12 protein-coding genes are annotated in these 12,727 nt (G+C 47.2%); 6 read left to right on the forward strand and 6 right to left on the reverse strand.

The annotated features are described in order from the left end of the window. Positions 1-172: 172 nt before the first annotated feature. From bioD to K0C01_RS06305, 3 genes are read right to left on the reverse strand one after another with little or no spacing between them, the layout of a single operon-like run. Positions 173-874 carry a dethiobiotin synthase gene (gene bioD / locus K0C01_RS06295; protein ID WP_221168882.1) on the reverse strand — a complete coding sequence of 234 codons (702 nt, stop codon included), beginning with the start codon at positions 872-874 and terminating at the stop codon, positions 173-175. Then, complete coding sequence (locus K0C01_RS06300) at positions 871-2,079, reverse strand: aminotransferase class I/II-fold pyridoxal phosphate-dependent enzyme (RefSeq protein ID WP_221168883.1); 1,209 nt, start codon at positions 2,077-2,079, stop codon at positions 871-873. The genes bioD and K0C01_RS06300 overlap by 4 nt, the downstream gene beginning before the upstream one ends. A gap of 51 nt (positions 2,080-2,130) precedes the next feature. Further along, a complete protein-coding gene (locus tag K0C01_RS06305) occupies positions 2,131-3,216 on the reverse strand; it encodes a (S)-8-amino-7-oxononanoate synthase BioU (protein ID WP_221168884.1) in 1,086 nt (361 codons plus the stop codon). Between the two features lie 238 nt (positions 3,217-3,454). Here K0C01_RS06305 and K0C01_RS06310 point away from each other — a divergent pair, with 238 nt between their 5' ends. Then, positions 3,455-3,886: a DUF7112 family protein gene (locus tag K0C01_RS06310; protein ID WP_221168885.1), complete on the forward strand. Its 432-nt coding sequence runs from the start codon at positions 3,455-3,457 to the stop codon at positions 3,884-3,886. A 63-nt stretch (positions 3,887-3,949) separates the two neighbouring features. Continuing rightward, complete coding sequence (locus tag K0C01_RS06315) at positions 3,950-4,366, forward strand: DUF5807 family protein (RefSeq protein ID WP_221168886.1); 417 nt, start codon at positions 3,950-3,952, stop codon at positions 4,364-4,366. Between the two features lie 11 nt (positions 4,367-4,377). On the opposite strand, the gene K0C01_RS06320 is transcribed toward K0C01_RS06315, so the two are convergent. Further along, a complete protein-coding gene (locus K0C01_RS06320; RefSeq protein ID WP_221168887.1) occupies positions 4,378-5,457 on the reverse strand; it encodes a DHH family phosphoesterase in 1,080 nt (359 codons plus the stop codon). Positions 5,458-6,124: 667 nt separating this feature from the next. Continuing rightward, complete coding sequence (locus K0C01_RS06325) at positions 6,125-6,913, reverse strand: PspA/IM30 family protein (protein WP_221168888.1); 789 nt, start codon at positions 6,911-6,913, stop codon at positions 6,125-6,127. A gap of 53 nt (positions 6,914-6,966) precedes the next feature. Between K0C01_RS06325 and K0C01_RS06330 the strand changes: the two genes are divergently transcribed. Continuing rightward, positions 6,967-7,554 (forward strand): alpha/beta hydrolase, encoded by a 588-nt coding sequence (locus K0C01_RS06330; protein ID WP_221168889.1) that lies wholly within the window; start codon positions 6,967-6,969, stop codon positions 7,552-7,554. Between the two features lie 14 nt (positions 7,555-7,568). Here the strand turns inward: K0C01_RS06330 and K0C01_RS06335 are convergent, their stop codons facing one another. After that, the gene (locus K0C01_RS06335; protein WP_255568437.1) at positions 7,569-9,008 is read right to left on the reverse strand and encodes an MATE family efflux transporter; all 1,440 of its coding nucleotides are present in this window, start codon (positions 9,006-9,008) and stop codon (positions 7,569-7,571) included. Between the two features lie 248 nt (positions 9,009-9,256). Between K0C01_RS06335 and pyrG the strand changes: the two genes are divergently transcribed. From pyrG to K0C01_RS06350, 3 genes are all read left to right on the forward strand, one after another. Further along, the gene (gene pyrG, locus K0C01_RS06340) at positions 9,257-10,903 is read left to right on the forward strand and encodes a glutamine hydrolyzing CTP synthase (protein WP_221168890.1); all 1,647 of its coding nucleotides are present in this window, start codon (positions 9,257-9,259) and stop codon (positions 10,901-10,903) included. Positions 10,904-11,427: 524 nt separating this feature from the next. Further along, positions 11,428-12,345: a glutamine-hydrolyzing GMP synthase gene (gene guaA / locus K0C01_RS06345; protein WP_221168891.1), complete on the forward strand. Its 918-nt coding sequence runs from the start codon at positions 11,428-11,430 to the stop codon at positions 12,343-12,345. Next, a complete protein-coding gene (locus tag K0C01_RS06350) occupies positions 12,345-12,674 on the forward strand; it encodes a DUF7126 family protein (protein WP_221168892.1) in 330 nt (109 codons plus the stop codon). The genes guaA and K0C01_RS06350 overlap by 1 nt, the downstream gene beginning before the upstream one ends. The last annotated feature ends 53 nt before the right edge of the window (positions 12,675-12,727 follow it).

Here is a 12,727-nt window from a genome sequence, read left to right on the forward strand (position 1 = left end):
GTATTCATACGTTTATATTCTGAACTAGTAGAAGAAAATATCGCAGCGGTCGTTTCGACTTCCCACGATTTACATTTTCAGTAATACGAACTTAACTACTACCTACCAGTTGTATTATATTTTATCTATGTTGCTATGTCAGATAACCTGCCTCTACGCTGTTTGAAAGCGATTAATTGATCCGCTCAATAATTGATCTAGGTAGCATTGATGTCGGCATATTCTCTCGAATATGCCTAACAACATCTTTCGGGCTTTTTGTTTCAAGTGGAGGTAAACATGCGACTTTATGCCCGGTCATCCGCTCTAGTTCATCAGGATTTGTTTGTTCGGCCGCAGTCTGCCCCTCGAATTCATTGAGAATAATCCCTTCAACAGACAAGTTCCGGTCTTCTAATGCTTCGACAGTTAGGCTAGTATGATTTAACGTTCCTAATCCTGACCGGGCAACGACTATTACTGGCAGTTTAAGATCCGCTATAAGATCAATGACTTCGTAATCCTCGGTAATTGGAACCCGAAGACCCCCGATTCCTTCGATAATAGCAAATTCATGTTCTGCTGCTATTGATCTGGTATCTTCTAACACTGCTTCATAGCAAATATCCCTGCCTTCTTTTGTAGCCGCAACACGGGGAGCAAGTGCTGGTTCGAATTGATGAAGGCAACTGGATGCTTTTATGCTCTCACAAACTTCAGCTACCCTCCCAGCATCATCATCTTGTGGGGCCCCTGTCTGGGCGGGCTTGATAGCGTGAGCATCAATATAGACTTCACGCAGCCAGCCCGTTAATCCTGCAGTAACAAACGTTTTACCGACGCTGGTACCCGTACCAGCGACAAATACACCACTAATTGTATCGGATTTTCTCATGCAGAAATAACCTCCGTATCTTCTCCCGCCTTTCGAAATGCTTTGATGCATGTTTCAATATCCGACTTATCATGTGTTGCCATTGGTGTAATACGAATCCTACTAGTCCCTTCAGGTACGGTTGGGGGACGAATTGGAGGAGCAACGATTCCTTGTTTTCTGACCTTCCTTCCTATCTCTAAGGCCTTCTTTCGATCACCGATCATTACTGGAAGTATATGTGAGTTCCCTAGCACTTCGTATCCTGCTGATGTAAGTCCACTTCGAAGGTGCTCAACATTCTCCCAAAGTTGCTCTGTACGATTACCGTTACGCGCAATTTTCAACGCCTTATACGCAGCACCCACAGCAGGTGGGGCAAGTCCAGTAGAGAACATAAATGATCTCGCGTTATTTATTAGATATTTGATCAAGGTTTTATTGCCAGCGACATATCCTCCCTGGCTCGCTAGTGCTTTTGAAAGAGTACCCACTTGAACGTCGATACGGTCTTCAAGCCCTTCGCGTTGGATGATCCCACCTCCATTGCCGAACAGTCCGGTAGCATGCGCCTCATCTGCCATAATCCACGCATTATATCTCTCCGCAACATCGCAGAGTTGTTTCAATGGGGCTATATCTCCATCCATGCTAAACACTGTATCCGTTATGACAAGCCAACGCTCATTTGGTTCTCGATTCGTGGTGGCGTCAGACATTTTTGTAGCTAAATCGCCGGTGTTACAGTGATCATAGACAACTGTTTCTGCGTCAGCGAGACGACATCCGTCGATGATACTGGCATGATTCAATTCATCTGAAAAAACTAAATCGGGTTCAAGTGCAGCAATAGTACCTACATTAGCGGCATACCCCGAGGAGAAAACCAATACTTTTTCAGTTTCTTTGCACTCAGCAATCTCCTGCTCTAAGGTGTGGTGAAGATCAGTGTCGCCCGTCAGCAACCTACTTGCCCCAGTTCCTGATCCTACATTACGGATTGCTTCCTCAGCAGCTTGCCGAACTCGCTTGTCACTGATCAATCCGAGATAGTTATTTGATGCAAATATTTTCTCTTCAGATCCAAACTTAGCACCTTCATCGGTACGTCTTGTTAGAAACCGAGACCTTGCCCCAATCGACTCTGCTGGCTCAAGATTTCGCATGAGGTTTGCTGATCTATGTTCGTTAAGCCTATGCTCTAAATCGAAGTTTCCTGTAGTCATATTCTTGACCTGATTAAAATCGCCTATTGTCCGAATCGTTGAATAACCGAACTAGAACCTAGGCATTAGATCTGCTGGTCCATAGACACCATAATCCCCGACACGATTGCGCATAACACCAGCTTTCATATATCCCAGTGCAGGCCCGTTTACGTTGGCTGCCATAGATGTATTATCATCGAGCTGGAACATGTTTGTAGCCTTCTTCCCATCGAAGGTAGTTCCTGTTACTCTGACTGTCGTCGTTGTTGGTTTTTCATCAGAGCGCACATCAAGTACTCCCCCAACGGAAACATTATCAGCATCGCAGATGCCTGACCGTTCTAACAAAATATCGTCGGCGTGTTCCATGTCATGAAACTCCAGAACACCATCGTGTTCATCAATAATCTCTTCAATCTCTTCCGTGGAAAGTCCACGGGCAGTCTTGATATCGTATCCATCGAGATGAGCAATATCCTCGCGAACAGTTCCTCGATTGTCTGTATAACCGGACTTGAGACCGACACCCCACCAAATCTCGACTTCTTCTACTTTGACAAATGATTGTGCAGCTATGGCAGCTGCTCCAGTCAGAAATCCAGGCGTTGCTCCAGCCCCACAAATAAACGTAATACCAGCTTTTTTGAAAGCATTTTCACGCTCATCGAGCATCTCAATAACACGAGAACGTTTGAGCACATCTACAAGGACTCCTGAATACTCCGCTTCAGCAAACCGATCAGAAATCCGCGGAATAAAATCATGTTCAAGATTAGGTAGAGCAATAAGAACAGCATCAAACATGTCTGAATTTACAATAATATCGTCGATCGGCGTTTCAGTTGACTTGCCCTGAGCTGATGCGACTATGCCAGCACTTTCACCCGTTTGTTTGACTCCAGTTTTCATCCCAATCTTGCTTCCACCATTATTTGCTGCTTTGCCCAATTCCTCGCTCTCTCCACTCCCGTCACCTGCTATGTTCCCCTCGGTTGCGTCAAGTAACTCCTTGACATCAAGTCCCTCGTAGTCAACAGCAATTCCGTTACGGTCACAGGCTGCAACGGGCGTAACTCCATCCTTATACTGACTGATCTCAAGAGCTCGACGTCCGATTCCTCCAGTTCCAAGCACAGCAAAGTTGATATCAGTCATTGTGCTAAGTTGTCAACGTTTGTATGTTGTTCGTATCTAACTCTGTGGTCTTTGCACCTCTTGACGTGTCGTTGCTGTACCGTTTCATTTCCTGGCTCAGCAATTATCCCGTCAACCATAGTAATAGAATTGGTTAACGAGGTCTTAGTATTTATGATTTATTGCAGATTTGATGATTAATACATACCTCCATTTTTCAGTGTGGAATATTCAAATTCTTGAGGATACTAGTGACTGTATGACCCGTATATCGTCCGACCACGATACGATTGATTCTGTTCGAGCGACTGTTGTCTCACATGGAACTCGACGGAAGATAGCTATTGAACTTCCGTCTGATGTATCGATTCCCGCTGGAGAAGTCTTCCAGATCTCAATGTCTGGCAATTTGTATCACGGACGATTCGATTCCTTTGCAGATGGTCTTCGTCTTCTTGGTGTATATCAGACTCCAGACGTCGCTCGTGACCCAGCGGAAGGAGATGATCATCTTTCATCGTGGCTTACCGATGAAGGACTAACCGCTGGACGATCAGTACACGTTGATATTATCGAACCTGAATACAAGTATGGCCTCAGACCACCTGGAGAACAAGTCGTCTACACCGATCCTGATCCTCCGGACAGTAGTCTCCAGTCTATTGCAGAACAATTTTCAGACAACATCTGATCACTTGAGCTTCATTGTCCCCGTATCCACGATGCTTTTTCCTTTGCTCGTATAATGCCACTTATGAGCACTAATAAACGCGAAGCATTTCTCACAGGCGATCGTCCTGGTGACATTGCAGTGTATATTGCAGACCAGTTAGTTGATGATCCTGATGCTCTATCTGACCACGGGCACGTTACCGATCAAGGAACTGTCCTTGTCCTCGACGGCGAAACTGGACGGAAGATATTCAAATCTGCAACAGGAATGGACGCCCTCGGGTTTGCGAAATCTGCTATGGATACTGAAGGCGAAATTGCCAATGATCTAACCGGCGGGGTGTGTCCCGAATGCGGGAAAAATACTATTCAACTCCTCCTTGCCTTTGCCGAAGAGCAAAACGAAGCTGTTGGCGGAATATACGCCGAAGGTGATGTCATCCATGCGTACGCCCAATGTGACTGCGGGGCTCGCTATTCCGACAAATGGACCCTGTAATCGGTCAAATACTACTCTGATCTTTCTTGTGCAGCAATCTCCCTAAATGCGGAAATTACTTGATGTTTTGCTGCTGCCCCCTGTGTAGTCCAGTGTTGAGCGTAATCAAGCATATCATCATAAATATCTGGCTTGCACCCGGCTGCCTTCGGGTGACCTCCTCCATTCAGTAGCCCAGCAACCTCGTGACAACGCTCAAACTCGTCTGTGCCACGCAGTGAGATTGCTCCTGATGGCTTGATAATTGTTGATGCGTCAGCACCCTCTGATCGCATCGCCTCAGCAACCTCATTCTGTGAGCATCGACCGTACGTAAATCCAACTGTCCAAGGCCCAATGTCATGGTACTCAGCCCGTCGGACTGCTCGTTCGATTAAATCCTCTTTTTCGACCCGCCGTTCGTTAAGCAGCACCTGTACCTCTTCTGGCAGGTCTGCCCCGTGCTCTTGAACTGTTTTAATGTACTCTTGCTCATCACCAACCCACCTTGCATAGTCAGCTAAATCGTCACTCCGCGGGTCCTCTTTTATCCACAAATCATGATCGCGCGTCACTTCTGCAAGTTCGACGAGATGGTCTGGAAATTCATATTCAAGCGATCGTAGCGCTACATCTGCTGTACACTCCCGATCTGATTCACCAACTACAAGTTCAACACCATACTCGCGTACTCCAGTTTCAACTTCTGATTCCCACTGATGATGGTCAAACCACATTACATTATCAATACTCCTGCCAATTTCTTCCAGCGGTGTTACATATGCAAGCTTATCCGGACATAGATCACAAATGAATAGTTCTTCTGCCTCTGATCCGTACTCGGCTACATATTCAAGGCCATCAGATATCTCATGTGGTCCTACCGGCACAAGTGCTGCCCCATCGGCTGCTGCACGGATTAGTGCGACTGATGCAAGCCCATCAGCATCCGGATCAGCAATAACAATTGTTTTCGCATCAGATATTGCTCTTTCAATTTCGGCCTCCTGTTGCTGCTGCCGAACTTCGTCCAAAATAAAAAATCCTTCACCCGGCAGCAATGACTTTCGCTCCGAAGATAACGATTGTGTGTCAATTAGATTCTTGTCCATACTAATATCTCCGGGTCATCAGCCAAGAACCCGCCGGTTTAGTGACTTAATGCATATTATAGGTGGAACAGGCGCAATACCACGTCGTTTACGGTGTGGATACGCGCCGTCACTCCATGAAACAGTCCACCGACTACACCATTACTGATTTCCCCAATGTAACGTTTAAATGACAGGTCAATCTGTCACCAGATAGGAATCAGTCAGAACGGAGCGGACTCCGTCCCGTCCTACAGGGGTCGTTCGAAAATCGGAGATTTTCGTGATCACGAGAGACTCGTCTATCAGACGACATCCTGTCCGCCCACAGCAATCAGACAATATCTGGAACGCGGTCATTAACACTGGATGCTTGAACCATCCACGCCGTGGTGACTGCGCTTGCAGTACTTCCGCTAACATGGACTCTGCTGACGCCTGCTGGCGTCTCTCCGGCGAAAACAACGCTCCAAACATGGCCGAGGATACACGTAACGGCAGCTTAGAACTGCCCGCAGTCCAATCCGCGTCAGAACATGAGCATCTCGCCGGATTCCTACCGGGGTGATGCTCGGTTGGACTGTAAATCTGAAACTCCCAACCTAGCGGTGCGGTGCCGTGGGATTCCTCCCGCCTTCAGGCGGAGGAGGATGTCAAAGGTAATACACAACCAGTTACTCTGGTTCAATTAATTAGAATCTTCGTTGTCAATTTCTGCTAACTCCTGTTCAATTTCATCGTCCATCTCAATGTCTGACTGTGGTTCCTCGGATGTCCCTCCTTCTTCTACATCTGACTTCAGTGTTTCAAGCTCTGAGTCGATACTATCTTCCGTAGCAACCTCCTCTAGTTCGCGTTCTAAATCACTTTTGTCCGAGATCTGATCTTCAAGTACACCTTCGTCCTGTAACTCATCAAGTGCCGCAGATCGGGCTTCCATCTCCTCAGTATTTTCTTCTGCTCGCTCAATCGCTCGGTTCACATCCTCAAACTCTTCGCCAGCTCCTGTTACTGCTTCTGAAACCTTTGTGCTCGCCTCTGCAGCTTCGTGACGTGCTTTGATTGTCTCTTTTTTGGTTCGAAACTCTTCGATTCGCTGCTGTAATGTTTCTTTTTGCTCAACCAATTGGTCCTGTGTGTTCTCAAGGTCAGCAATTTGAGTTTCAAGTTCTTCTATTTGATTCATCTTCGCCTTCTTCTTCTCTAAGGCCTTTCTTGCGAGGTCTTCACGATCCTGCTCAACCGCCCGTCGAGCCTGCTCGTTATGCTTTTCGACGTTTTCTTCGAGTCGCTGCTTTTGCATCTCTAATCGCTTTTTTTGCGTCGTTAGATCGGCGATTCCCTGCTTGACATCTTGTAGCTCGTCTCGCATTTGCTCGTATGAGTAGTCGAGTGTTTCCGTTGGATCTTCAGCTCTATCAAGCAATGAGCTGACTTTGGACCGTATGATATAGGAGGCCCGTGACAAAATTCCCATATTGTTATAATACGGTCCCAGCGTAAAAAGCATCACCAACGAATACGCAAAATATGACAGCTCCCGTCTCAATTCCTGGTGTCCGATCGGTTCGTGCAGCTCTGGATGGATCCGGTGGGCCTGCTGTCGTTATTGCTTGCCCTCCGCATCCACAACAAGGAGGAACGCGCTCTGATCCTCGACTACAATCTGTCGCAGATGCACTGAACAATCGTGGAATTGATTGTCTCCGAATCGATTACGGCTCTTGGGATCAAGGGATCGGCGAACAGACAGACACGAAAAACGCAGTAAAGTGGGCTAATAATAACTATCAGACAGTAGGATTATTTGGATACAGTTTTGGTGCGGCGCTTACTTTGCTTGTTGCTGCACAGAACAATTTGAACGGAGCAGCAGCACTTGCTCCTCCAACTTCGCTTGCTAGCGGTGATAATATCAATGCCGCACTACAGTCAATCACATGTCCGGTATTAATCTGCTATGGAGAATATGATACCACCGTTGACTGGCAACCGTTGGTAAATCAACAACTTAACTCTAATGTCCAGACTACTGGGTTCCCTGCGGATCATCTTTTCACCGGACATCATCACTCCGCTGCTGCCACAATCGCTGATTTCTTTCTCCGGGTTTTCTGATTTAGTTGTTTCTTTTAGTCATTTGGTGATGTTTCTGGTCTATAATCTCGGCTGACGCAAACCCATCGTTCTGTTTGCACGCGATAGTAGTTTACTGCCGCTGGTACAACCGTTTCTGCCAGTAGCGCTAAATATAGTCCAATTAATCCGAGTGGTGTCACAGCACCAAGTAATGCCAGAGGAATTGCAACGCCGTATCGCCCAAGCAACTGAGCATACAATGGCCATCGAGTATCTCCGCTGGCTTGCAGAGGACCAATCGATGCCCCACTGATACCCCAGAAAATCACGCTCACTGCAGCTACCTGCACAAACGGCACAGCGAGTGGAAGTGTAGCTGGGTCATCAACGAACATTCGAGCAATAGGTTCTGCAAATATAAACGCAAACGTTGCACCGATCATGTAAACCGACCCGGCGAATCGAATGATTTCCCGACTGTATGCTCTTGCTTGTTGCTCTGCTCCTGTCCCTAGCTCTTGTCCTACGAGACTACTTGATGCCAGACTAAATCCCCAGCCCGGCGTATTAAGAAGGTCTCGAACGCGGAGTGCTATCACAAATGCTGCGACAATTTCAGTTCCAAAGAGACCGACAATATATAACATCGGAAACTGTGCTCCGGTCCCAGCCATGTTCGAAAATGCAAGTGGAGTACTGATCTCAACAAGATCTCGTGCTAACTCTTTGTCAAGCAGTGGTCGGAATTGATCGATTGTGACCGGAAACTCACCAACAAATGGCAATCCTCCCCGAAGAAACCCAACTGTAAATCCAACCGTAATCAACACGTTACCAATAATAGTTCCCAGTGCTGCTCCAGTGACTCCGAGTCCAATGATAAATATCAGTACTACATTTAGCACAAGGTTTGTTATTGCGCCGCCAACTCGAAGTACCATCGGAATATAAGAATCATCTGCCCCGATCAGTACACGACTCCCAACGAGATTCAGTGCAGCAAATGGCACCCCTAATGCAATGACCTGTAGATATTCTGCTCCAAGTGCGTGCGCTTCCGGCTCTGCACTGAGTAGCCCAATTAGCTCTGGTGCGTAAAAGTGGTATATTACACTGAGAGGTATGGTTACTATCAGCACAATATACACACTCACTAGTACAACCCGTCGTAGCTCTTCTGACTGCCCCGCTCCATAACGTTGGGATACCATCCCAATTGTACCTCCAGCAACCCCTGCACCAATTGAAAAGACTAACGCCCAGAATGGTGTTGCAAACCCAACTCCTGCAATTGCTGCCGACCCGACTGCAACCCCTACCATGGCAACATCAGCTGCAGACTTCGACATTCTGGCAATACCAGTCACTATCCGTGGCCACGACAGCGTTACTGTCCGCTCCATGCGATTGCGGTCAGCAAGGCCACCAGCAGCCAGTAAATTCCCAATCCATAACAATAAAAGTCGCAACGGATTCGGGACCGACACTACGATTTATAGGTACTGACGCTTAAAATCCATTGCGAAATATTGGTGTATTAGACATTTACTCACAATCCGAAAAGTCAGGTCTGAACCTCTGCATAGTCTATATTTAGATATTAATTATGTTGTATTTTACTTTATTATATAATCTATTATGTTTTGGGCAGATATGAGAACAGGCATCACATGCTGTGATATCCAGTAACGAATGTGGTACGCTCCGAAATTGTTTTCATCTCTGCTATCGCATTGTCACTATGCCGACCGACCCCGATTACGATCCCACTCTGGGGAACAAGTTTATCTTCGTTACTGGTGGTGTAATGTCTGGCCTCGGTAAAGGTATTACTGCAGCGAGTGTCGGCCGACTATTAAAAAACGCTGGATTTGACGTCACCGCGGTCAAGATTGATCCTTATCTTAATGTTGATGCTGGAACGATGAACCCATTCCAGCATGGAGAGGTCTTTGTCCTCAAAGATGGTGGAGAAGTTGATCTTGACCTTGGTAACTACGAGCGGTTCTTGGACGAGGATATGACCTCAGACCACAACATCACTACAGGAAAAGTATACAAACAAGTTATTGAGGCAGAGCGAGCAGGTGATTATCTCGGTAAAACCGTTCAGATTATTCCGCACATAACCGACGACATCAAACGCCGAATCCGTGAAGCTGCTCACGGTACTGATGTTTGTATCGTCGAAGTCGGTGGAACGGTAGGTGATATTGAAGGCATGCAATATCTTGAGGCACTTCGCCAATTTGCTCATGAACAGGACGATGATGATATTCTATTTACCCATGTAACACTTGTCCCGTACTCGAAAAACGGCGAACAAAAAACCAAACCAACACAGCATAGTGTCAAAGAACTGCGATCAATTGGATTACAGCCCGACGTTATTGTTGGAAGGTGTGAAGACCGTCTTGATGCCAAAACGCGAGAAAAAATTGCACTTTTCTGTGATGTTCCAATAGATGCTGTATTCTCGAACCCAGATGTTGATGATATCTACCACGTGCCGCTGATGGTTGAAGAAGAAGGCCTTGACGAGTATGTGATGGAGTCGCTCAACATTGCCGACCGAGCACTTGATCCTGATGAGCGCCAAAATGAATGGCGACAGACTGTCACTCAAGAGCGAGCCAAAGAATGCGAAATAGCCCTCGTTGGAAAATATGAACTAGAGGATGCATATCTATCAATTTATGAAGCACTCAAACATGCTGGGCTTGAAACAGGAACTAGAGTCAATACAAAATGGATTCACAGTGAGACACTTGCTGATGGCCATGATGGTCAATTAGCCGATGTTGATGGTATTGTTGTCCCTGGCGGGTTCGGAACTCGTGGGACTGAGGGCAAAATTGAGGCCGTCCGATACGCTCGTGAAAATGGTGTGCCGTATCTCGGTCTCTGCCTTGGCTTCCAGATGGCTGTCATTGAATATGCTCGTAATGTACTTGGACTTCCTGAGGCCCATTCTACCGAAATTGAAGAAGAAACGCCTGACCCTGTGATTGATATTCTCCCAGAACAGTACGATGTGGAAGATCTCGGTGGTACTATGCGCCTCGGTGATCATTCCACAGAAATTAAGCCAGACACCTTGGCTCATGAACTGTACGAATCAGACGAGTGTATTGAACGCCATCGCCATCGGTATGAGGTGAACCCAGAATACATCGACCGACTTGAAGAAGCTGGTCTTGTATTTTCTGGTGTCTCAAATAATCGCATGGAAGTCGTTGAGCTCCCCGAACATCCATTCTTTATTGGAACACAGTTCCATCCTGAATTCCGCTCTCGACCTGGAAGTGCATCCCCACCTTTCGTTGGCCTTATTGAAGCGGTTCACACCACTTCATCAGATCCTGAGCCAGTTCACACTCCAGAGTAGGTACCAATTTTGCGGTTACACTCTTAGCTGATTGCAGGCGCTAAGCCCCTTCCTCAACGAGCACCGCAGTCCGCGCCAGCGGACAAGGAGCGCAGTAGGAAGGATACAGCGCCGTCTTCGGTTCAGTTTCATTCTGTGCCGGGGATTTACAACACTGCTAGGCGAAGGCTGGAAGTGTGATGGCAGTTACTCATCGTCTCGGCTTAGAGCCCGACAAGAAAGGCGGTCGAGATGAATCATGCCACCACCGCTGAGTAGGAGTGGGTCACTCCGAATCCACGCCTGCGGAGACTGCGCTTCCTGCGCGGATGGGCGGCCTCAGCCGAGCATCCGTGAAAAAGCGCGTCGCGGAACCAGGAAGCCCCATCCTCAGCGAGCGCGTCAGCGCGAGCAGGGTGGAGTAGTTCACAGCAACATCTCGGAGATAAATTCAATTATAGATTCATCTATTCATACCCAATCCAACTACTTTGTAGAAGGTGAAACCATCATGAATTTGGGTATCGTCCACTCAATTATACGTAATGGTAGATCCTGATTCGTTCATTGACGAAAAAATCGAAGAAATTTCTACGAAAATTGGCGACGACAATGCTATCATCGCCCTTTCTGGTGGTGTTGACTCCTCAACTGCTGCCGCCCTTGCATACGAAGCGGTCGGTGACCAGCTGACGCCGGTCTATGTTGACACTGGTTTAATGCGAAAGGGCGAAACAGAGCAGATTGAAGAGACGTTCTCGTATATGGACTCGTTACGGATTGTAGATGCCCGAGGCCGATTTTTATCCGAACTCGAAGGCGTCGTTGATCCAGAGAAAAAGCGTCATGTCATTGGTGAACAGTTTATCCGTGAGTTTGAGGCTGTAGCTGAGGAGGTTGATGCTTCACATCTGGTACAGGGGACGATCTATCCGGATCGTATTGAGTCTGAGGGCACCATTAAGTCACATCATAATGTAGGAGGACTTCCGGATGTCATCGACTTTGACGGAATCGTTGAACCAATGCGGGATTTATACAAAGATGAAGTCCGAGAAGTTGCCCGGAAACTTGAGCTTGAGGAGATTATATCTGAACGCATGCCCTTCCCGGGACCTGGTCTTGCAGTTCGAATCCTCGGTGAGGTAACTGAAGAAAAACTCGCCGTTGCTCGAGAGGCAAATTACGTTGTTGAAGAGGAGCTTGAAGAATACGACCCATGGCAGGCGCTGGCTGCTGTCATCGGCAAAGCAACCGGTGTAAAGGGAGATAACCGCGTTCATGGATGGGTCGTTGCCGTGCGGTCAGTTGAAAGCCGAGACGGTATGACAGCACGTGCACAGCAAATTGACTGGGAAACCCTTCAGCGTATTCAATCCCGTATTACTGGCGAGATGGAGTCTGTCTCTCGCGTCGTGTATGATGTCACTCATAAACCTCCCGCTACTATTGAATACGAGTAATGACTTCATCGAAGGTAATCATTGTTGGCCCCGATTCAGATAATCTGATGAGTGCTTTACAAGCTAAAGGAGCAGATGTAACCACCGTGAGTGACATGGCAACACGTCCAGACCTTGAAGAAGCTGGTATTGTCGATGCCGATATATACATCCTAACTGATCTCGAACAAGCAACCACTATTCCAATCGTTAAGGACCTCAATCCTGATATCCAGGTAGTCGCGTATGATCGCACATCACTACCTGAATTTGCAACCGCACAAACTGACCTTGCAATTGATCCTGATCTCCTTGCCCCCTCCGTGGTCGCAGATGAGCTTATAGCTTAATTTTTTCAGACAAAGCCTACTGAAACTGCACGAAATCTGTTGTCAGCTACCGA

It is taken from the genome of Salinarchaeum sp. IM2453 (genome assembly GCF_019693215.1).
Lineage (GTDB): Archaea > Halobacteriota > Halobacteria > Halobacteriales > Salinarchaeaceae > IM2453.

Excerpts from the sequence above, each read along its gene's own strand:
- guaA (WP_221168891.1), top strand. The coding sequence starts at position 11,428 with ATGGTAGATCCTGATTCGTTCATTGACGAAAAAATCGAAGAAATTTCT.
- K0C01_RS06315 (WP_221168886.1), top strand. The coding sequence starts at position 3,950 with ATGAGCACTAATAAACGCGAAGCATTTCTCACAGGCGATCGTCCTGGT.
- bioD (WP_221168882.1), bottom strand. The coding sequence starts at position 874 with ATGAGAAAATCCGATACAATTAGTGGTGTATTTGTCGCTGGTACGGGT.
- K0C01_RS06320 (WP_221168887.1), bottom strand. The coding sequence starts at position 5,457 with ATGGACAAGAATCTAATTGACACACAATCGTTATCTTCGGAGCGAAAG.
- K0C01_RS06350 (WP_221168892.1), top strand. The coding sequence starts at position 12,345 with ATGACTTCATCGAAGGTAATCATTGTTGGCCCCGATTCAGATAATCTG.
- K0C01_RS06300 (WP_221168883.1), bottom strand. The coding sequence starts at position 2,079 with ATGACTACAGGAAACTTCGATTTAGAGCATAGGCTTAACGAACATAGA.
- K0C01_RS06310 (WP_221168885.1), top strand. The coding sequence starts at position 3,455 with ATGACCCGTATATCGTCCGACCACGATACGATTGATTCTGTTCGAGCG.
- K0C01_RS06325 (WP_221168888.1), bottom strand. The coding sequence starts at position 6,913 with ATGGGAATTTTGTCACGGGCCTCCTATATCATACGGTCCAAAGTCAGC.
- pyrG (WP_221168890.1), top strand. The coding sequence starts at position 9,257 with ATGCCGACCGACCCCGATTACGATCCCACTCTGGGGAACAAGTTTATC.
- K0C01_RS06305 (WP_221168884.1), bottom strand. The coding sequence starts at position 3,216 with ATGACTGATATCAACTTTGCTGTGCTTGGAACTGGAGGAATCGGACGT.
- K0C01_RS06330 (WP_221168889.1), top strand. The coding sequence starts at position 6,967 with ATGACAGCTCCCGTCTCAATTCCTGGTGTCCGATCGGTTCGTGCAGCT.